This window comes from Microvirga lupini, from assembly GCF_014191055.1.
GTDB lineage: Bacteria > Pseudomonadota > Alphaproteobacteria > Rhizobiales > Beijerinckiaceae > Microvirga > Microvirga lupini_A.
Map to the genome: position 1 here is coordinate 149,234 of NZ_JACHWB010000003.1, position 18,726 is coordinate 167,959.

Genomic DNA, 18,726 nt, shown 5'->3' on the forward strand with positions numbered 1-18,726 from the left:
ATGCAAGCAACGAGACGCTTAAGGGAGCGTTACTCGCCCTTGCCGGATTTCTCTCCGCCCTCTTCCTCGTCGCTGAAGAGCGTGTCCTTGGAGACGGTCTCTTCGTTCACCTTCACCTGGGACAGGATCTGGTCGACGACTTTCTCTTCGAACAGAGGAGCCCGGATTTCAGCTAGGGCCTGCGGGTTCTTTTGGTAGAACTCCCAAACCTGGCGCTCCTGGCCGGGGTACTGGCGGACCCGCTCGATGAGGGCCTGAGTCACCTCATCGTCGGAGATCTTGATATCGGACTTCTCACCGATCTGTGCAAGGACCAACCCGAGACGCACGCGGCGCTCGGCGATCTTGCGGTACTCGGCCTTGGCCTCGTCCTCGGTGGTTTCCTCATCCTCAAAGGTGCGGTTGTTCGACTTCATGTCGCCCATGACCTGCGACCACACGGCGGCGAACTCCTGCTCGACCAGGGTCGGCGGCAGTTCGAAGCTGTACTTGGCGTCCAGGGCGTCGAGAAGGTCCTTCTTGACCTTGCGGCGGGACTGGCTGTCGAAATCCTTGCGGATAGCGTCGCGGATCGCGTCCTTGAGCTTGTCCAGGGACTCCATGCCGAAGCCCTTGGCCATCTCGTCGTCGATCGTCAGCTCGCCGGGAGCCTCGACTTCCTTCACGGTCACGTCGAACTCGGCATCCTTGCCGGCCAGGTGAGCGGCCATGTAGTTCACCGGGAAGGTGACCTTGACGAGCTTGGTGTCGCCGGCCTTGAGGCCGAGAAGCTGGTCCTCGAAGCCCGGGATGAAGGTGTTGGAGCCGAGCTCGACCCGGATGTCCTGGCCGTTGCCGCCCTCGAACTCGGTGCCGTCCATGCGGCCCACGAAGTCCACGACCACGCGGTCGCCGGAGACGGCCTCACCGTCCTTCGTCGCGAAGGAGCGGTTCTGCTTGGCCATGCGCTCGAGCGATTCGTTGATCTCGGCGTCGGAGACCTCAGCGACCGGCTTGGTGACGGCCACGTCCGACAGGTCGGCCAGCTCGAACTCCGGCAGCACCTCGAGGGCGACCGTGAAGGCCAGATCGCCCTTGGCGTCCATGGCCTTCTCGACCTCTTCCTGGCTCTCGGGGAACTGGACCTGGGGCTCATTGGCGAGCTTCAGGCTGTTGTCCTCGACGATCTTGCGGTTCGCCTCGTTGACGGCGTTCTGCAGGACGTCGGCCATGACGGAACGGCCATAGACCTTGCGGAGGTGACCCACCGGCACCTTGCCGGGACGGAAACCGTTTAGCCGAACCCGGTCCTTCAGGGTCGACAATTCGCTGTTCAGGCGCTCTTCCAACTCGGTGGCCGGGAGCACGACCTTGAACTCTCGCTTCAAGCCTTGGGACAGTGTTTCCGTCACCTGCATGGTATTATTCGCCTTCATCCACTCGAATATGAATCTCAAATCCCGGCTCCGGCCGATGCGGCGGTCACGCCGTCAACCAGGCTGCTCGGAGCCTCCGGATCCAACCCTGACGGGATTGGTGCGGGCGGAGGGACTCGAACCCCCACAACTTGCGTCGCTGGAACCTAAATCCAGTGCGTCTACCAATTCCGCCACGCCCGCGCGGGAGCAGCGCGCGCGAACGCGCCCCTCTTCCGGGACGCGGCTCTATAGCATGGTTGAGAAAGCGTGCATCAAAAAAGTTCGTGTGCGGCCAATTGGCAACCAAACTTGGCCGTTCACGTTCAACGCTGTACCTCTTCGACCAGCCTCCGAGCCGAGAGAAAGCTCCTCCGCATGATCACCCGCCGCGCCGCCACCGCCGGTCTCGCCACTTCCCTGATCGGCCTTTCCCGCGCGGGCTGGGCTCAGGAGGCAGGCCTCTCCGTCCAGGAGTTCACGGCAGCGCCAAGCAAGCTGCGGCTCCGCCCGGATGCTGGGGGTGAGGTCGAGGCTTGGACCTTCAACGACTCCCTCGCTCCCGTCGTGAGGATCCGGCCAGGCGCCGAGTTGCGCCTGAGGCTCAGGAACGACACCGTCCTGCCCTTGTCCCTCCACTTCCATGGAGTTCGCAGCCCAAACGCCATGGATGGAGTCGGCGGCCTGACTCAGGAGCCGGTGGCGCCGGGTCAATCCTATGACTACCGCTTCACCCCGCCAGACGCCGGCACCTTCCTGATCCGGCCCTGCGTGCTCGGCGGCAGCGCCGAGCCCCAGGAGCGTGGCCTCTCAGGCCTCCTGATCGTGGAGGAGGCCAGCCCTCCGCAGGTCGACCAGGATCTCGCCCTGCTCGTCGACGACTGGAGCCTGAACGACGACGGCTCGCTTGCGCCTTTCGAAGAACTGTCGGGCGCTGCCCCCGCCGGCCGCCTCGGAAGCTGGCTCAGCCTGAACGGCCAGCCGACGCCACAGAAGATCGAAGCCCCTTCCGGCGGGCGCTTGCGGCTGCGGCTGGCCAATGCCTGCAATGCCCGGGCCATACGCCTGCGGTTCGATGGCCTGAAGGCCTACGTGATCGCCATCGACGGGCAGCCGACCAGCACCTTCGAGCCGCTGAGGGCCTCCCTGCCCTTCGCGCCTGGCAGCCGCTACGACCTTCTCGTGGACCTTGCCCCCGAGGCTGGAGCAACCGGCGCCGTGATGGCGCTGATCGGCGACGGCCTGCCCCTTCTCGACATCGTCACCGCCGGCGAGAAGCGACCGGCCCTGCCTGCCATTGCTCCGCTGCCGGCGAACACGAAGCTGCCGGACACGATCAAGCTTCAGAACGCCACCCGCAAGGATGTGGTGATCAAAGGCGATCCCAAAGCACCGAACGCTCCATGGACCATCAACGAAGCCCCGGGAAGGCCGAACGGCGCCCCACTCGTAAAGGTGAAGCGTGGCAGCCCCGTGGTGCTGACGCTGACCAACCAGACTGCCTTCATGCAGCCCCTGCACCTGCACGGGCACAGCTTCCGGCTCCTTCATGCCCTCGACGACGGATGGGAGCCCTATTGGCTGGATACGGTCCAGGTGGCGGAGAACAAGACGGTCCGCATCGCATTCGTGGCGGGCAACCCCGGAAAGTGGCTCCTCGCCTCGACCGTGCTGGAGCGGTTCGATGCGGGCCTGTGGACCTGGATCGAAGTTACCTGAGCAGTTCCCGGAGCACCCCCGGCACCGCCTCCGCCAGATCTTCGGCGATCAGGCCCGGCCCGAAACTCGCCCCCGCCTCCGCGTGAATCCAGACCCCGGCGCAGGCCGCCTCGAAAGCCGGCACGCCCTGGGCCATCAGGCCTGCAATGAGGCCGCAGAGGGTGTCGCCTGAACCAGCTGTGGCCAGATAAGGCGTGCCGTTCTCGTTGATCCCCGCGCGACCGTCGGGAGCCGCGACGACTGTATCGGCTCCCTTGATCACGAGCACCGCGCCCGTAAAAGCGGCAGCACGGCGCGCTCGCTCAAGTTTCGATGCAGGATCAAGGAGATCCGGGTGACCTTTGAACAGTCGGCTGAACTCGCCGTCATGAGGCGTGAGCACCGTCGGCGCATGGCGGAACGCTCCATGCAGCTCGGAGGCGAGCCCCTCGAAAGAGGTCAGCGCATCGGCATCCAGCACGAGGCTGCGCCGGGCATGGACCGCCACGGCCACCATCGCGCGGGTCCCCGCATGGATGCCGAGTGCCGGCCCCAGCACCAGGGCATTGAAACGCGGGTCCTGCAGAATCGTGTTGAGACCCTCCGGTCCGTCGCAGCCCCGCAGCATGATGGCCGTGAGATGAGCTGCATTGACCCCGAGCGCTTCGGGAGGCGAGGCCACCGTCACCAGCCCGGAGCCGATCCGAAGCGCCGCCCGCGCCGCCAGCCGGGCAGCGCCCGTCCGTGTCGCGCCACCCGACGCCACCAGCGTGTGGCCGCGCTCATATTTGTGGGAAGAGAGCCCGGGCCTTGGCAGCACATGAGTCCAGAGTGCCGAGCCATTGGCGAACAGAGCGCCGCCCCTAGCCTCCAGTGTCTTGCGGCTGATCCCGATATCCGCCACCTCGACCGGGCCGCAATAAGCCCGTCCTGGCATCAGCAGATGGCAGGGCTTGCGGGCAGCGAACGTCACGGTTCGGGCGGCTTTCACCGCCACGCCGCGAACCTCCCCGGTTTCGCCGTCGATGCCGGAGGGCAGATCCACTGCAAGAATTGGCCGACCGGATGCGTTCATCCGCTCGACGGCAATGCGCGCGCGCGCCTCAAGATCACGCGTCAGCCCAGTACCGAAGAGGGCGTCAATGACGATATCAGCCTCGTAAAACCGAAGATCTTCGGCTCGACCGACCTCACCTATCCAGCCTTTGGCAGCTTCGGCCGCATCGCCGGTCAGCCGGTCGGAAGAACCTAGGAGGCCGAGGCTCACCTGATAGCTGCGCTCGGCCAATAGAGCCGCCGCAACGAAGCCGTCGCCGCCATTCTGCCCCGGCCCTGCCGCGACAACGATCTTGCCCCCCGCTGAGGCTAATTTTTCGGCAAGATCGGCTACGGCACGCCCGGCGCGTCTCATCAGTTCGAGCCCCGGAATCCCGCTTTCGATGGCCTCCCGGTCGGCTTGCTTCATTTCATGGGGTGTCAGAACGAGTTCAGGGACTGTCATGGGAGCAAAATGGAGCCGTTTTGGAGGATTTGGCGAGGTTTTTCGCAACTGCCCAAAGTTTGAGCAGAAGATGCTCAGGAAGGCAGCAGAATGGACGACTTTGACTCGATGAGGCCATGGAAGGCTCCTCCCTGCTGGTGCTAAAAGCAGCAAAACCTCGAACGAGAACGGTTGAACGGGATGAAGAAGATCGAAGCCATCATCAAGCCCTTCAAGCTCGATGAAGTCAAAGAAGCTCTCCAGGAAGTTGGCCTGCAGGGTATCACCGTCATCGAGGCCAAGGGTTTCGGCCGTCAGAAGGGCCACACCGAGCTCTACCGTGGCGCGGAATACGTCGTGGACTTCCTGCCGAAGGTGAAGCTCGAGATCGTTCTGAACGACGACATGGCCGACGCCGCCATCGAGGCCATCCGCAAGGCAGCCCAGACGGGCCGCATCGGCGACGGCAAGATTTTCGTTTCGACGGTCGAAGAGGCCGTTCGTATCCGCACGGGCGAGACCGGATCCGACGCGATCTAAGCTCGCTTTTCCAAGCCAAGGCCTGAAGGCCAAGGACTACTCTCAAGGGCAGAAGAGGACCAGACGACCATGCAGACCGCCAAGGATGTGCTCAAGGCGATCAAGGATAACGACGTCAAGTATGTCGACTTCCGTTTCACCGACCCGCGCGGCAAGTGGCAGCACGTCACTTTCGACGTCGACATGGTCGATGAGGACCTGTTCGCCGACGGCATCATGTTCGACGGCTCGTCCATCGCCGGCTGGAAGGCGATCAACGAGTCTGACATGACCCTCATGCCCGATCCGACGACGGCCCAGATGGACCCGTTCTTCGCGGCCTCCACCCTGTCGATCAACTGCGACATCCTTGAGCCCGCCACCGGCGAGCCCTACAACCGCGACCCGCGCGGCATCGCCAAGAAGGCCGAGGCCTTCCTGAAGTCCACGGGCATCGCCGATACGGTCTATGTCGGTCCCGAGGCCGAGTTCTTCATCTTCGACGACGTGAAGTTCATGGCCGACCCCTACAACACCGGCTTCAAGCTCGATGCGGCCGAGCTGCCGACCAACGGCGACACTCCTTACGAGGGTGGCAACCTCGGCCACCGCATCCCGACCAAGGGCGGCTACTTCCCGGTTCCCCCGCTGGATTCGGCTCAGGACATGCGCGGCGAAATGTTGGCTGCCATGAAGGCCATGGGCGTCACCGTCGAGAAGCATCACCACGAGGTGGCTTCCGCCCAGCACGAGCTTGGCACGAAGTTCAACACCCTCGTGCGCACCGCCGACGAGATGCAGATCTACAAGTACTGCATCCACAACGTCGCCCAGTCCTACGGCAAGACGGCCACCTTCATGCCGAAGCCGGTCTATGGCGATAACGGCTCGGGCATGCACGTGCACCAGTCGCTCTGGAAGGGCGGCAAGCCCCTGTTCGCCGGTAACAAGTATGCCGACCTCAGCCAGGAATGCCTCTGGTACATCGGCGGCATCATCAAGCACGCCAAGGCGCTGAACGCCTTCACCAACCCGTCGACAAATTCCTACAAGCGTCTCGTCCCCGGCTACGAGGCTCCGGTGCTGCTGGCCTACTCGGCCCGTAACCGCTCGGCGTCCTGCCGTATTCCGTGGACGACCTCGCCGAAGGCCAAGCGCGTCGAGGTTCGCTTCCCCGATCCGACCGCCAACCCGTATCTCGCCTTCGCGGCGCTGCTGATGGCTGGTCTCGACGGCATCCTGAACAAGATCGATCCCGGCCAGGCCATGGACAAGGATCTCTACGATCTGCCCCCGCGCGAGCTGAAGAAGATCCCGACCGTGTGCGGCTCGCTTCGCGAGGCGCTGGCCAGCCTCGACAAGGACCGCGCCTTCCTGAAGGCCGGCGGCGTCTTCAGCGACGACTTCATCGACAGCTTCATAGAGCTGAAGATGGCCGAGGTTGCCCGCTTCGAGATGACTCCGCACCCGGTCGAGTTCCAGATGTACTACTCCGTCTAACGGACGCTTATCCTCCCGGCTGCGGGTCCGCAGCCTTCCTTCGCCGGAGCCTTTTGGCTCCGGCTTTTTTTATTGCTTACGCTCGGATGGAAATCACGAGGCTTGGCCTTTCGCGTAGGATCAGGCTGTAAATCCGACTGGAATAGCGCCCGGAGCACGTTCGCACGGAGGCGCAGATATATTTCGGCATGATAGCCCTGACGATGGTCATCCTTCCCTTAGCTTCGCTAGGGATCGAGTACGCGCTCGTGCCTGCCGCCGATCTCGTCGTCCTGGTCGGAAAATGGTTCGTGTTCTGGGCCGTGGTCGTGGAACTCGGCTTCGGCGATGTCGCGATAGCTCTGATCGCGCTTCTCTCGGTCTACCGGACTGATTGGCTACCGCCGGCCGCCATCGTCGGAGCCGTATCCGCCGGACTCGCTGGTCTGCAGCATGTGCGCAACAACGGGTGGACCCGCCTGGAGAGCATCGCCATGGCGTCCGACTTGCTCGTCGCTGCCGTCGCGATCCCTCACCCGATCGCTGGATGAGATGATTTCGACGGCATGGCTTGCCTCCATGAGGGTGTACCGTCCTCCTCACTTCGGAGAGCTCTATCGAGCAATCGCCCTCGCATATCGCGATTGATTCAGGATGCGGAATGCTCGGGCCCCAAAGCAAAAAGGCCCGGTGTTGCCACCGGGCCTTTCCCTATCGCCGAAGCGAAAGATCTTAGTAGGTGCCGAAGCGGAAGTTCAGACCAGCGCGGACCACACCGAAGTCGGCATCGTAGTCGCCGAAGGGGGTGTCCTGCTCGACGCTGACGTAGAGGCCTTCGATCTTGGCCGACAGGTTGTTGGTGAAGGCGTACTCGAGACCACCACCGACGGTCCAGCCGTTGGCGTCGTCAGCGAAGGCGAAACCGCCGGTGGCGTAAACCAGGGCGCGGTCGAAAGCCACACCGGCGCGAGCACGCACCGTGCCGAACCAGTCTTCGCTGTCGAAGTCGTCATCGCCGCCGAAATCGGCGTAGTTGATGTCGGCTTCGAGACCGAGCACGAAGGAGCCGATCTGGTAGTTGTAGCCGACCTGGGCGCCGCCGACGAAGGCTGCATCGTCATCGACAGCGTAGTCGACGCCGCCGATCGTGACGGTGTCGTCCGTGGCCCAACCGATGCCGGCGTTCACACCGACGTAGAAGCCGGTCCAGGTGAAGACCGGAACGGCAGCGATGATCGGAGCCGGAGCGCGGCGGGACGGAAGGTCAGCAGCCACAGCGCCGGTGGCGAGGCCGAGAAGGGCGACCGAAGAGAGGAGAATCTTTTTCATTGGTTTGGTCCGTCTGTTGGAAGGATGTGGCCCAGCTTGTAACTCACAGCTGACGCTCCGTCTGTCACTTTCCTGCCACAGTCCAAAGCACAACAGCGACCTCGCCGTCATTTCGGCTGATCAGCGTATCCATCTTCCCTCATCCGGCGGGACAGAGCCTCTCCTCACCCAGCATGTCGATAAAATAAAGAATAATATTTTCAGAGGTTTAATCTGAGCGCCGCTCCGATTTTCCGCCGCCAAACCCGCAGTAACCATTCATTAGCCATGAATGCGAAGAGCCCCGCAAGGGGCGGACAAGATTATGGTTAATCCTTGTTCAGCCACAATCTGAGAGCCTGCGTGACGCGCTCGGGCTGCTCCAGAGTCGACAGATGCCCCGACCCGGGCACGACGACCAACGATGCCCATTCGATCATCTCGGCCATTTCTCGCGCGATGTCCGGCGGGGTGATCGCGTCCCCCTCCCCGACGAGCACAAGGGTCGGAACCTCAATGCCCGGAAGGTTTGGACGCGAGTCGACGCGCGCCATGATGGCCCGTTGCTGACGTATGTAGGCGTCGGCTCCTGTCTCCCGCATCATGCCAACCACAGTGTGCTGAAGGCTCTGATCCGACTGATGGTCGGGATGAACCAGGCGCGGCCAGAGCCTGGAATGGATATCGTCAAAGCGCCCGGCTTGTGCCAGAGCGATGAGCCGCTCGCGGTCCTGGCTTGCCTCCACCGAATCCGGGCGAGCGCTCGTGTCGAGCAGAGCCAGCCGCGCCACCCGCTCCGGCGCCTGCCGCATGACCTCCAAGGCGATGTATCCTCCCATCGAGAGCCCAGCGACGGCGAAACGCCCGGGCGTTTCACGCAGGAGGCGGGTGGCGATGGCCGAAATCGAATCATCGCGGGTGTGATCTGCGACCAGAATCGTGCGCTCTCCGCCCAGAGCAGCTATTTGCGGCTCGAAAAGTCGGGAGGTGCAGGCCAGACCGGGAATCAAAACGAGTGTTTCGGCCATCAAATGTTCCTCAGGGGTCCCTCGGCAAGTTCGCCTGGATTGACAAGCGCATAGCTTCTCTTATGGTCCCGCCACTCCTTAACTTGAGCAAGAGTCTCAGGTGAAACCAGTTTCGCGCCTGTTTGTTGCCGTAGAGCGCGGCCGGCACTTCAAGAGCGCGCCCAGCCCAACGGTAATGAGAATTCATGTCCTTCGCCGAACTCGGACTTAGCGAGAAAGTTCAACAGGCCGTATCCAGTGCCGGCTATACGGAGCCGACACCGATCCAGGCTCAGGCCATTCCCCATGTGCTCGCCCGCAAGGACGTGCTCGGCATCGCCCAGACTGGCACCGGCAAAACGGCGGCCTTCACCCTGCCGATGCTGACCCTGCTGGAGACAGGCCGCGCCCGGGCCCGCATGCCGCGCACGCTCATCCTCGAGCCGACCCGCGAACTCGCCGCCCAGGTCGAGGACAACTTCGACAAGTACGGGATCAATCACAAGCTTTCCGTCGCGTTGCTCATCGGCGGCGTGTCCTTCGGGGACCAGGACGCCAAGATTACCCGTGGGGTCGATGTGCTGATCGCGACCCCGGGCCGGCTGCTGGACCATTTCGAGCGCGGCAAGCTTCTGCTCACGGGCGTCGAGCTCCTCGTCATCGACGAGGCCGACCGCATGCTCGACATGGGATTCATCCCGGATATCGAGCGCATCGTGAAGCTCGTGCCCTTTACCCGCCAGACCCTGTTCTTTTCCGCGACGATGCCGCCGGAGATCCAGCGCCTGGCCGACGCCTTCCTCCATAATCCAGTGAAGGTGGAGGTGGCCCGTGCCGCCTCCACGGCTTCGACGATCACCCAGCGCCTCGTAGCGACGGGCCGTGAGGATTACGAAAAGCGCGAGACCTTGCGCGAGCTGATCCGCGACGCGACGGACCTGCAGAACGCCATCGTCTTCTGCAATCGCAAGCGCGACGTGGCTGTCCTCCACCGTTCCCTTCAGAAGCATGGATTTGCGGCTGCGGCGCTGCATGGCGACATGGACCAGCATGCGCGTATGGCCGCCCTTGACAGCTTCCGGACCGGCGAGATGCCGATCCTTGTCGCCAGCGACGTGGCGGCCCGCGGCCTGGACATTCCTGCCGTAAGCCACGTATTCAACTACGACATCCCGCATCATGCCGAGGATTACGTGCACCGGATCGGTCGAACGGGTCGCGCCGGGCGCGCCGGCCAGTCCTTTACCCTGGTGGGCCCCAGCGATGAGAAATCTCTCGCGGCCATCGAAAAGCTGATTGGGCAGCCGATCGAATGGCAGGGCCCGACGCTTGCGGAGCGTCCGCAATCCGAGGGTTCATCGCGCCGCCGCGGCGGGCGTGGTGAGCGAGACGGAGAACGGTCCCGAGGCCGCAAGGTCAAGGTCCGCTCTTCGGGACGCTCGCAGGAGCCTGCTGAACCTGCAAGAGAAGAAGCTCCGGCCACACGCCCGGCCCCGGTTCCGCGCGAGGAGCAGTCCAATCGCAATCCTCGGCGTGACAGGGATCGGCCCGAGCGTGACCGTTCCTCAGATCGCGGGTATCAAGGGCGCTCCCGGCGCGATGATGACGACGAGCGCGTCATTGGCCTTGGCGATCACGTTCCGGCCTTCCTCATGCGGCCTGTGCCAGTCAAGAAGGTCAAGTAGCGGGCTCGGAAGCTCGTTTCCGGGGCTTCCTCTTGATCGAAGCCCCCTTGATGCCTTTGCGGGCTCTGGCACGTAGGGCTGCGCCGAGGGCCATGGTGGCAAAGTCCCGTGCCTCGTCAGGATCGTCCAGGGCCGATTCCGGCATGAGCCAGTAGCTCGTCAGGGTCGTGCGGCCGTCCCGCGTCTCGAAGGTGAAGGGCCGCGACCCCGCCTCCTGCAAGACTCCGACGCTATCCTCGTCCGCCTTGAGGTACAGCTCGCCACCGGCCTCCAAAGCGAACATCAGGTCGTCCTGGTAGATCCCCTTTCCACCGAACATCCTGCGAATCTGAACGGGGCCGAAGCTGCGAAAGACGTCGCGAATTGCTTCGGCATCCATCGCTCACTCCGCTGATTGAAGCGCATTCGGGGTTGCCGGCGTAATGGCGACGGATTCGCCGCAGCCGCAGGCCGAGGTCTGGTTCGGGTTGTTGAAGACGAACTGGGACGACATCTTGGTCGTCTGGAAGTCCATCTCGGTGCCGAGCAGGAACAGCACCGCCTTGGGATCAATAAGGACGGTCACGCCCTTGTCCTCGACCACCTCGTCGAGCGGGTTGACGCTTTCCGCGTATTCCATCGTGTAGGACATCCCAGCGCAGCCGCCGTTCTTCACCCCGACGCGCACGCCGACGATGGGACGGTCCGCCTTGCTGATGATGTCCTTGACGCGGTTTGCCGCCGCGTCGGTCAAGGTGACGACCTTGAAGCCGGGTAGAGCCATAAGCCTTCTCTCCTGACAGCCGGGTTCAAGGCCCGGGCAGACGAGTTCGTTGGCCTATAGATAAGAGCTGAAAGGGCAAACGTCGAGCCCGTTCAGGGTTGCTCGAACGGCCTAGTTCAACCATATCGGGAGGATAACCCGACAAGCCCCGCCGTTTTCAGGAGAGCCGATGCCGCATCACATGCCGCTGATATCCACCATCGTCATCGGCCTCGTGATGGCATTTGCCCTCGGCGCACTTGCACACCGGTTCCGGATCTCCCCTCTCGTCGGCTATCTGCTAGCCGGTGTGCTCGCCGGACCGTTTACACCCGGCTATGTCGCGGATCAGGGGCTTGCCAACCAGTTGGCGGAGATCGGCGTGATCCTGCTGATGTTCGGCGTCGGGCTTCATTTCTCCCTAAAGGACCTTCTCTCCGTCCGCGCCATCGCCATTCCCGGCGCTGTCGTACAGATCGCGAGTGCGACTCTTCTGGGTATGGGTCTCGCCTGGATGATGGGCTGGAGCATGGGCGGCGGTCTCGTCTTCGGTTTGGCGCTCTCGGTCGCCAGTACGGTCGTGCTGCTGCGGGCCTTGCAGGAGCGCCGCCTCGTCGAAACAGAACGCGGCCACATCGCTGTCGGCTGGCTGATCGTAGAAGATCTGGCGATGGTGCTGACGCTCGTGCTGCTCCCGGCCATCGCGAGCGCAACCTCCGGCCCCTCGGCTGATCTCGAATCCATCGTGATCTCGCTGGGCATCACCCTCGGCAAGGTCATCGCCTTTGTAGCCGTCATGCTCATCGTCGGTCGCCGAGTGATACCCTGGATCCTTCACTATGTGGCCCATACCGGCTCGCGGGAGCTGTTCCGCCTATCGGTCCTGGCGATTGCTCTGGGCACCGCCTTCGGCGCTGCGGAATTGTTCGGGGTATCGTTCGCCCTCGGCGCGTTCTTTGCCGGCATGGTGCTGAGCGAGTCGGAACTCAGCCATCAGGCTGCATCCGAGACCCTGCCCCTGCGTGATGCCTTCGCGGTTCTCTTCTTCGTTTCCGTCGGCATGCTGTTCGACCCGATGATCCTGATCGAGGATTTCGGCCCGGTTCTCGCAACCTTCCTCATCATCGTCATCGGCAAGTCGGCTGCTGCCTACGGCATTGTCCGACTGTTCGGCCACCCGGACACGACCGCGTTGACCATCGCCGCAAGCCTCGCGCAGATTGGCGAATTCTCCTTCATTCTCGCGGGGTTGGGCGTCGAGCTTCAGATTCTGCCTGCGGAAGGTCGCGATCTGATTCTCGCAGGCGCGATCCTGTCGATCATGATGAACCCTTTTCTGTTCACCCTTCTGGACCGCTGGTTTGCCAAGCGGGAAGCCGTTCGGGTCCAGGCGAATGCGGAAGCCGCCGCGGCCGCACAGGAAGCGATGGCCGCCGAGGCGGCCGCAGCTGCAGCTTCACGCGAGCCGCTTCCCGTCACGTCCCTCTCGATCCACGTCGTCCTCGTGGGACACGGGCGCGTCGGTAAGTACATCAGCGAGAAGCTGGCCTCGATGGGCCTTCCCTTTCTCGTCATCGAAACCAACAAGGAGCAGGTTGCCGGTCTGCAAGCGGACGGCCGTGAGGTCATCATCGGCAATGCGGCCGATCCCGAAGTGGCGGCAGCCGCCAACATCAGAGAAGCGCGCTGCCTCTTGGTGGCGATCCCCGATGCCTTCGAGAGCGGTCAGGTCGTCGAGCAGGCCCGCAGGATCAATCCCGACCTCCCGATCATCGTGCGCGCCCATTCCTTCGCCCAGGAGGAGCACGTCATGAAGTATGGCGCGACCCGAATCGTGATGGGCGAGCAGGAAATCGCCCGCGCCATGTTCGCCGCCGTGCCCGATGCTCCCCGAGAGCCGGTACTCTCTTCTGTCGAGGAGGCGGATGATCTCGTGGAGGAGCATGAAGACGAGATGGAGCCTCTAGCGGACATGCTCCGGCCGGAAGCCGATGCCGACAAGGCGGGCGGGAATGCGCCGGAACAGGGGCCGCTGCGCCAGCCACCGGATGAGCCAGGGCGGTGAGACGGGTTGAGTGCTGTTGAGGACCGGCGCGATCAGCCGGTTCTGCAGCAGCACCTGAAGTCGCTGGGTCATCCTGGTCGGCCACTCGCGCCTTTTCTGAACACGGGCGAGCTGTTCAGGCTCGACCGGCCCGCGCTGGAGCGCCGGTCCCAGGATGTTGGCCGTTGCCACCGCATCCTGAATCGCGAGATTGATACCGACACCGCCGGCGGGCGACATGGCATGGGCCGCATCCCCGATGCAGAGCAGCCCCGGCCTGGACCACTGCTTCAGCCGATCAACCGCAACCGTCAGAAGCTTGATGTCGTCCCAAAACTTAAGTTCCTCAAGGCGATCCGCCAGAAAGGGAGCAACCCGAGTGAGCTTCGCGCGGAAGGCAGGTAACCCCTCCCGCTTGAGTCGATCCAGCGAACCCTTCGGGATAAGATAGGCGCATTGCCAGTAGTCGCCTCGATCGATCATGACCAGCATCTGACCAGCTTCGATGCGCCCGAGGAGCTGGCCCGGATCGCCGGGATGCCTCGACACCCGCATCCAGAGCACGTCCATGGGGGCGCCAAGATCCAGGATTTCGAGCCCCGCCCTTTCGCGCACGACGGAGCGCCGGCCATCGGCTGCCACCACGAGATCAGCCCTCACCTCAAGATGACCCTGCGGAGTCGAAACTCGAACCCCCGCCACCCTGCCCTGCTCCTCGATGAGGCCCGTCACCTCCGCCAGCATGCGCAAATGGAAGTGAGGATACTCGCGGGCGCGATCGGCCAGGAAGTCGAGGAACTCCCATTGCGGCATGAAGACGATGAACTTGCAGCGGGTCGGCAGATGCGAGAAGTCGCCGAGCGTCAGGGTCTCACCGCCGACGACAAGGCTGACCGTCTGCGTCCGCTGATGCGGCCGGGTGAGGAACTCGTCGAGCAGCCCGAGTTCATGCATCACCTCGAGGGTCGAAGGATGAATGGTATCGCCGCGGAAATCGCGTAGGAAATCGGCATGCTTTTCGAGGACCAGCACCTCGACGCCCTGCCGGGCCAATAGGAGCCCGAGCATCATCCCGGCCGGCCCACCACCGGCGATGCAGCAGCGAACGTGAAGGGTTTCAGAGCTATGAGGCGTGTCCATCGGCTCCCTCGGGAAACCCACAACTGTGAGGATGCGGGCCGAGCCTACTGCCATTTCTTCCCAAACCAAAGTCAGTCGGACGGATGAATCGAAACCTGCTCCATCACAGGAATCGGGCGCAGAAAGCGGGTCGGAAGCCGAGAACGAATTTGAGATCCCAATCCGGAGCCACGGGCTCCATGAGGAAAGGTCTCATTTATGACAACACTTAAAAACAAAGCGGCCATTGTGACGGGTGCCAGCTCAGGCATTGGCTACGCGACGGCTCGGCTCTTTGCACGAGAGGGTGCAAACGTCATCGTCACGGCACGACGTACAGATGCTCTCAACAGCTTAGTGTCAGAGATCGAGGCGGAAGGCGGGCGCGCTGTTGCGGTCGCTGGAGACATCAGGGAAGAAGCCCTGGCTCACACGCTGGTCGACACGGCAATCCGTCACTTCGGTGGACTCGACATCGCCTTCAACAATGCGGGGATGAATGGCGAGATGGGGCCGACGCCCGGCATATCGCTTGCGGGATGGAACGACACTCTCGCGGTCAATCTCACGGCTGCCTTCCTGGGCGCCAAGCACCAGATCCCGGCCATGCTCGAACGTGGAGGCGGGTCCGTGATCTTTACCTCGACCTTCGTCGGCTACACGGCAGGAATGCCCGGAGTGGCGGCCTACGCTGCGAGCAAGTCGGGCCTGATCGGGCTCACCCAGTCACTCGCAAGCGAGTTCAGCCCGAGAGGCGTCCGCGTCAATGCGTTGCTGCCAGGCGGCACGGATACGCCTTTGGCCGAAGCCTGGGTCAGCACGCCGGAAGCCCTGGCATTCGTCGAAGGCCTCCACGCCCTGAAACGGCGGGCCCGGCCCGAGGAGATCGCCCGGTCGGCGCTTTACCTTGCCTCCGACGCGTCGAGCTTCACGACGGGCACGGCACTGCTCGTCGACGGAGGCGTGTCCATCAACCGGACGTAACGCATCTGTATCGGGCAAGACGGACACGCTCCCGTCATCCCCGGACTTGTTCCGGGGATCCACGTCTTGGCCTCTAAAATGTGGATGGCCGGGACAAGCCCGGCCATGACGGAAAGTGAAGTCGAGAGGCGATCTATGGATCACCACATATCGAGCGCGACCCGCGCCTCGTCGGACATGCGGCTCTGGTCCCACGGCGGGTCGAAGACCATGTTGACCTTGACGCTCTGGACGCCCTGGACGGTGGAGACGGCGTTCTCCACCCAACCCGGCATCTCGCCGGCTACGGGGCAGCCGGGCGCCGTCAGGGTCATGTCGATGGTGACGTTGCGGTCATCGTCGATGTCGACGCGGTAGATCAGGCCGAGTTCGTAGATGTCGGACGGGATCTCGGGGTCATAGACGGTCTTCAGGGCCGCGATGATGTCGTCCGTCATGCGGTCGAGCTCTTCCGGCGGAATCGCGGAGCCAGGGGACACCTGCAGCGCGTTGGACAGGGATTGGTCGTTCACAGGGTCATCCTCAAGCAAACAGGGCTTCCGCCTTCTGTAGGGCGTCCGCCAACTTATCGACTTCTTGCATGGTATTGTAGAGGCCAAACGAGGCCCGGCATGTGGAGGTCGCGCCGAACCGGTTCAGTAGCGGCATGGCGCAATGGGTGCCGGCCCTGACCGCCACGCCCTGCCGGTCGATGACCGTGGCGACGTCATGGGCATGGGCCCCCTTCATCTCGAAGGCGACGATCGCACCTTTGCCCTTGGCCTGACCGATGATGCGCACCGAGTTCATGGCTCTCAGGCGCTCATGCGCATAGGCCGAGAGCGCTGCCTCATGGGCCTGGATGTTCTCCCGGCCGAGGTTCATCATAAAGCGCAGGGCGGCATCGAGGCCGATGGCTTCGATGATCGGCGGGGTTCCCGCCTCGAAGCGGTGCGGCGGGTCGTTGTAGGTGATCGCGTCCTCGCGCACCTCGCGGATCATTTCACCACCGCCGGAATAGGGCGGCATCTTCTCAAGCCACTCGCGCTTGCCGTAAAGCACCCCTATGCCCGTCGGGCCATAGACCTTGTGGCCGGTGAAGACATAGAAATCCGCATCGAGATCGCGCACGTCCACCTGGAGATGAACAGCGCCCTGAGCCCCGTCCACCAGCACAGGCACGCCGTGGGCATGGGCAATTCGGATGATCTCCTTGATCGGCGTCACGGTGCCGAGCACGTTGGACATGTGGGTGATGGCCACGATCTTGGTGCGGGGAGAGAAGAGCTTCTCGAACTCCTCGACCAGGAAATTGCCCTCGTCGTCCACCGGCGCCCACTTGATCACCGCGCCCTTGCGCTCGCGCAGGAAGTGCCAGGGCACGATGTTCGAGTGGTGTTCCATGATGGAGAGGATGATCTCGTCGCCCTCCCCGATGTTCATGCGCCCGAAGGAATCCGCCACGAGGTTGTAGGCTTCCGTGGCCGACTTGGTGAAGACGATCTCGTCGGTCGATCCGGCGTTGAGGAATTCCCGCACGGTCTCGCGGGCGCGCTCGAAGCCTTCTGTCGCCACGTTCGCCATGTGGTGCAGACCGCGATGAACATTCGCATAGCCGGTCTCCATGGTGTTCACCATGGCGTCGATCACCGCACGCGGCTTCTGGGCCGAAGCGGCGCTGTCGAGATAGACGAGCGGTTTGCCATAGACCTGCTGGGCCAGGATCGGAAACTCCGCCCGGACGGCTTCGATGTCGTATGGCTTCACAGGAGCGTTCATTGCTTCATGCCTTCTTCGGCCATCATACCCTCAACCTCATCCTGAGGAGCCGCTGAAAGCGGCGTCTCGAAGGAGGCTCCAGTGGTCTCTGGAGACGCCCTCGTCCTTCGAGACGGTGCAAAGCACCTCCTCAGAATGAGAGCTATGGGAAGCATGTCGTCATGGCCAAGACAAACCCGGCCATGACGCAGTCTTTCACGAGCGCGCCTTCAGCCAGCCCTCGACCGCGCCGACAAGCGCCTCGCGGACGGTCTCGTTCTCGACGAATTCCAGCGCCTCGCCCAGGAAGGCCTGGACCAGGAGGCTCTCGGCCTCCTTCTTCGGCAGGCCGCGAGCCATGAGGTAGAACAGGAGGTCCTCGTCGAGCTGGCCGCAGGTGGCGCCGTGAGCGCACTGCACGTCGTCGGCGAAGATCTCAAGCTCCGGCTTGTTGTTCATGGAGCCGCCCTCCTCCAGGAGGAGCGCCGCCGACATCATGCGGCCGTCGGTCTTCTGGGCGTGATGCGGGACGATGATCTTGCCCTGGAAGACGCCGGTCGCCTCATTGTCGATGACCGTCTTGAACAGCTCGCGGCTCTCGCAATGGGGAGCCCCATGCTCGACCACCAGGGTCGAGTCGGCGTGCTGCGTTCCCTTCAGCATGGTCGCGCCGTTGACGCGCAGGTTCGTGTTCTCGCCGTCGAGCAGCGCGAAGACCTGGTGCCGCGAGGTGGAGGAACCGGCCACCACGTTGATGCTGTTGAACAACGCTTCCCCGCCGATCTTGGCGGCAAGTGTGGAGAGAGCGAGCGCCTTGTCGCCCTCGGCATTGACGCGGACATGCTGCACGTTGGTGCGATCGCCTGCGATCATCTCGATCACGTCGTTCGGCTGGTGGTTAGCGCCGTCCGTGCTCTCGTGGGTCTCAAACAGGGTCACCGAGGCGCCCTCCTCCACGACCACGAGGATGCGTGTAGCGGTGGCAACAGCCGAAGCCGCAGCGGTAACGAAGCGCAGATGGACCGGCGTCTCGACAGGCCCTGCGATCCGGATCATCACCCCATCGGCCATGAACGACGTGTTGAGCTGATAGACCGGGTTGTCGCTCGCCCATTTCACGGGACTGAGCTTTGCCAGCCAATCATGACCACTCGCCAGAGCCTCGGCCAGCGGCACGATCTCGACATTCTCGGGCAGATTGTGGAAGTCCACCGCGTCGCGCATGAAATGGCCGTTCACAAACGGCACCTGCAGCGCCTCGACGCCGGCAAGCGCCTTTGCGCTCGCCAGAGCAGCCTTCGCCTCGTCCGCGGCGGGAACGCCGGCGAACGGCGCGATCTCGCGCATCATCGCGCGCAGATCCGTGTACTTGAACTCCTCCACCCGGCGATGCGGGAGACCGCGCGAGTTGAATTGCTCAAAGGCCTGAGAGCGCGATTCCACGTCGCCGGGCAACGTGGTCTTGGCGCTTTCGAAAGCCTGCGCCAGCGCGGTTTCCGCCGGCGTCTTCATGAGGGTGACGTCAGCCAT

17 protein-coding genes and 1 tRNA gene are annotated in these 18,726 nt (G+C 63.3%); 7 read left to right on the plus strand and 11 right to left on the minus strand.

Going from position 1 to position 18,726, the window contains the following annotated elements:
* Window positions 1–29 precede the first annotated feature (29 nt).
* Window positions 30–1,397: a trigger factor gene (gene tig / locus FHR70_RS12185; RefSeq protein ID WP_183451617.1), complete on the minus strand. Its 1,368-nt coding sequence runs from the start codon at window positions 1,395–1,397 to the stop codon at window positions 30–32.
* Between the two features lie 116 nt (window positions 1,398–1,513).
* Window positions 1,514–1,598 (minus strand) — tRNA-Leu (locus FHR70_RS12190).
* 174 nt (window positions 1,599–1,772) lie between these two features.
* On the opposite strand from FHR70_RS12190, the gene FHR70_RS12195 reads away from it, so the two are divergent.
* Window positions 1,773–3,113 carry a multicopper oxidase family protein gene (locus tag FHR70_RS12195; protein ID WP_183450536.1) on the plus strand — a complete coding sequence of 447 codons (1,341 nt, stop codon included), beginning with the start codon at window positions 1,773–1,775 and terminating at the stop codon, window positions 3,111–3,113.
* On the opposite strand, the gene FHR70_RS12200 is transcribed toward FHR70_RS12195, so the two are convergent.
* Window positions 3,106–4,593 carry an NAD(P)H-hydrate dehydratase gene (locus FHR70_RS12200; protein ID WP_183450538.1) on the minus strand — a complete coding sequence of 496 codons (1,488 nt, stop codon included), beginning with the start codon at window positions 4,591–4,593 and terminating at the stop codon, window positions 3,106–3,108. The genes FHR70_RS12195 and FHR70_RS12200 overlap by 8 nt on opposite strands.
* Window positions 4,594–4,773: 180 nt before the next feature.
* Between FHR70_RS12200 and FHR70_RS12205 the strand changes: the two genes are divergently transcribed.
* The 3 genes from FHR70_RS12205 to FHR70_RS12215 all read left to right on the plus strand — a co-directional run bounded on the left by FHR70_RS12205 (window position 4,774) and on the right by FHR70_RS12215 (window position 7,121).
* Window positions 4,774–5,112: a P-II family nitrogen regulator gene (locus tag FHR70_RS12205; protein WP_036352735.1), complete on the plus strand. Its 339-nt coding sequence runs from the start codon at window positions 4,774–4,776 to the stop codon at window positions 5,110–5,112.
* Between the two features lie 69 nt (window positions 5,113–5,181).
* Complete coding sequence (gene glnA / locus FHR70_RS12210) at window positions 5,182–6,591, plus strand: type I glutamate--ammonia ligase (protein WP_183450540.1); 1,410 nt, start codon at window positions 5,182–5,184, stop codon at window positions 6,589–6,591.
* A gap of 203 nt (window positions 6,592–6,794) precedes the next feature.
* Window positions 6,795–7,121, plus strand: a complete 327-nt coding sequence (locus FHR70_RS12215) for a hypothetical protein (RefSeq protein ID WP_246408120.1) — start codon at window positions 6,795–6,797, stop codon at window positions 7,119–7,121.
* 181 nt (window positions 7,122–7,302) lie between these two features.
* Here the strand turns inward: FHR70_RS12215 and FHR70_RS12220 are convergent, their stop codons facing one another.
* Together FHR70_RS12220 and FHR70_RS12225 are read right to left on the minus strand one after the other, a co-directional pair.
* A complete protein-coding gene (locus tag FHR70_RS12220) occupies window positions 7,303–7,899 on the minus strand; it encodes an outer membrane protein (RefSeq protein WP_183450542.1) in 597 nt (198 codons plus the stop codon).
* Between the two features lie 308 nt (window positions 7,900–8,207).
* Window positions 8,208–8,906: an alpha/beta fold hydrolase gene (locus FHR70_RS12225; protein ID WP_183450544.1), complete on the minus strand. Its 699-nt coding sequence runs from the start codon at window positions 8,904–8,906 to the stop codon at window positions 8,208–8,210.
* Window positions 8,907–9,091: 185 nt separating this feature from the next.
* Here FHR70_RS12225 and FHR70_RS12230 point away from each other — a divergent pair, with 185 nt between their 5' ends.
* Entirely contained in the window at window positions 9,092–10,570 is a 1,479-nt protein-coding gene (locus tag FHR70_RS12230) for a DEAD/DEAH box helicase (protein WP_183450546.1), read from the plus strand.
* Here the strand turns inward: FHR70_RS12230 and FHR70_RS12235 are convergent.
* Together FHR70_RS12235 and FHR70_RS12240 are read right to left on the minus strand one after the other, a co-directional pair.
* Window positions 10,563–10,949: a TfoX/Sxy family protein gene (locus tag FHR70_RS12235; RefSeq protein ID WP_183450548.1), complete on the minus strand. Its 387-nt coding sequence runs from the start codon at window positions 10,947–10,949 to the stop codon at window positions 10,563–10,565. The genes FHR70_RS12230 and FHR70_RS12235 overlap by 8 nt on opposite strands.
* 3 nt (window positions 10,950–10,952) lie before the next feature.
* On the minus strand, window positions 10,953–11,333 hold the full coding sequence (locus FHR70_RS12240; RefSeq protein WP_183450550.1) for a HesB/IscA family protein: 381 nt from the start codon (window positions 11,331–11,333) through the stop codon (window positions 10,953–10,955).
* A 169-nt stretch (window positions 11,334–11,502) separates the two neighbouring features.
* Here FHR70_RS12240 and ybaL point away from each other — a divergent pair, with 169 nt between their 5' ends.
* Window positions 11,503–13,377 (plus strand): YbaL family putative K(+) efflux transporter, encoded by a 1,875-nt coding sequence (ybaL, locus tag FHR70_RS12245; RefSeq protein ID WP_183450552.1) that lies wholly within the window; start codon window positions 11,503–11,505, stop codon window positions 13,375–13,377.
* Here the strand turns inward: ybaL and FHR70_RS12250 are convergent.
* A complete protein-coding gene (locus tag FHR70_RS12250; RefSeq protein WP_183450554.1) occupies window positions 13,276–14,496 on the minus strand; it encodes an FAD-dependent oxidoreductase in 1,221 nt (406 codons plus the stop codon). The genes ybaL and FHR70_RS12250 overlap by 102 nt on opposite strands.
* Window positions 14,497–14,694: 198 nt before the next feature.
* Between FHR70_RS12250 and FHR70_RS12255 the strand changes: the two genes are divergently transcribed.
* Window positions 14,695–15,459, plus strand: a complete 765-nt coding sequence (locus FHR70_RS12255) for an SDR family oxidoreductase (RefSeq protein ID WP_183450556.1) — start codon at window positions 14,695–14,697, stop codon at window positions 15,457–15,459.
* Window positions 15,460–15,599: 140 nt separating this feature from the next.
* On the opposite strand, the gene FHR70_RS12260 is transcribed toward FHR70_RS12255, so the two are convergent.
* The 3 genes from FHR70_RS12260 to sufD all read right to left on the minus strand — a co-directional run bounded on the left by FHR70_RS12260 (window position 15,600) and on the right by sufD (window position 18,726).
* Window positions 15,600–15,896, minus strand: a complete 297-nt coding sequence (locus tag FHR70_RS12260) for an SUF system Fe-S cluster assembly protein (protein WP_246408183.1) — start codon at window positions 15,894–15,896, stop codon at window positions 15,600–15,602.
* Between the two features lie 85 nt (window positions 15,897–15,981).
* Window positions 15,982–17,217 (minus strand): cysteine desulfurase, encoded by a 1,236-nt coding sequence (locus FHR70_RS12265; RefSeq protein WP_183450559.1) that lies wholly within the window; start codon window positions 17,215–17,217, stop codon window positions 15,982–15,984.
* Window positions 17,218–17,412: 195 nt separating this feature from the next.
* The gene (gene sufD / locus FHR70_RS12270; protein WP_183450560.1) at window positions 17,413–18,726 is read right to left on the minus strand and encodes a Fe-S cluster assembly protein SufD; all 1,314 of its coding nucleotides are present in this window, start codon (window positions 18,724–18,726) and stop codon (window positions 17,413–17,415) included.

Excerpts from the sequence above, each read along its gene's own strand:
- glnA (WP_183450540.1), top strand. The coding sequence starts at position 5,182 with ATGCAGACCGCCAAGGATGTGCTCAAGGCGATCAAGGATAACGACGTC.
- FHR70_RS12240 (WP_183450550.1), bottom strand. The coding sequence starts at position 11,333 with ATGGCTCTACCCGGCTTCAAGGTCGTCACCTTGACCGACGCGGCGGCA.
- FHR70_RS12225 (WP_183450544.1), bottom strand. The coding sequence starts at position 8,906 with ATGGCCGAAACACTCGTTTTGATTCCCGGTCTGGCCTGCACCTCCCGA.
- FHR70_RS12235 (WP_183450548.1), bottom strand. The coding sequence starts at position 10,949 with ATGGATGCCGAAGCAATTCGCGACGTCTTTCGCAGCTTCGGCCCCGTT.
- FHR70_RS12205 (WP_036352735.1), top strand. The coding sequence starts at position 4,774 with ATGAAGAAGATCGAAGCCATCATCAAGCCCTTCAAGCTCGATGAAGTC.
- sufD (WP_183450560.1), bottom strand. The coding sequence starts at position 18,726 with ATGGCTGACGTCACCCTCATGAAGACGCCGGCGGAAACCGCGCTGGCG.
- FHR70_RS12265 (WP_183450559.1), bottom strand. The coding sequence starts at position 17,217 with ATGAACGCTCCTGTGAAGCCATACGACATCGAAGCCGTCCGGGCGGAG.
- FHR70_RS12260 (WP_246408183.1), bottom strand. The coding sequence starts at position 15,896 with ATGACGGACGACATCATCGCGGCCCTGAAGACCGTCTATGACCCCGAG.
- FHR70_RS12215 (WP_246408120.1), top strand. The coding sequence starts at position 6,795 with ATGGTCATCCTTCCCTTAGCTTCGCTAGGGATCGAGTACGCGCTCGTG.
- ybaL (WP_183450552.1), top strand. The coding sequence starts at position 11,503 with ATGCCGCATCACATGCCGCTGATATCCACCATCGTCATCGGCCTCGTG.
- FHR70_RS12220 (WP_183450542.1), bottom strand. The coding sequence starts at position 7,899 with ATGAAAAAGATTCTCCTCTCTTCGGTCGCCCTTCTCGGCCTCGCCACC.
- FHR70_RS12195 (WP_183450536.1), top strand. The coding sequence starts at position 1,773 with ATGATCACCCGCCGCGCCGCCACCGCCGGTCTCGCCACTTCCCTGATC.
- FHR70_RS12255 (WP_183450556.1), top strand. The coding sequence starts at position 14,695 with ATGACAACACTTAAAAACAAAGCGGCCATTGTGACGGGTGCCAGCTCA.
- FHR70_RS12200 (WP_183450538.1), bottom strand. The coding sequence starts at position 4,593 with ATGACAGTCCCTGAACTCGTTCTGACACCCCATGAAATGAAGCAAGCC.
- FHR70_RS12250 (WP_183450554.1), bottom strand. The coding sequence starts at position 14,496 with ATGGACACGCCTCATAGCTCTGAAACCCTTCACGTTCGCTGCTGCATC.
- tig (WP_183451617.1), bottom strand. The coding sequence starts at position 1,397 with ATGCAGGTGACGGAAACACTGTCCCAAGGCTTGAAGCGAGAGTTCAAG.
- FHR70_RS12230 (WP_183450546.1), top strand. The coding sequence starts at position 9,092 with ATGTCCTTCGCCGAACTCGGACTTAGCGAGAAAGTTCAACAGGCCGTA.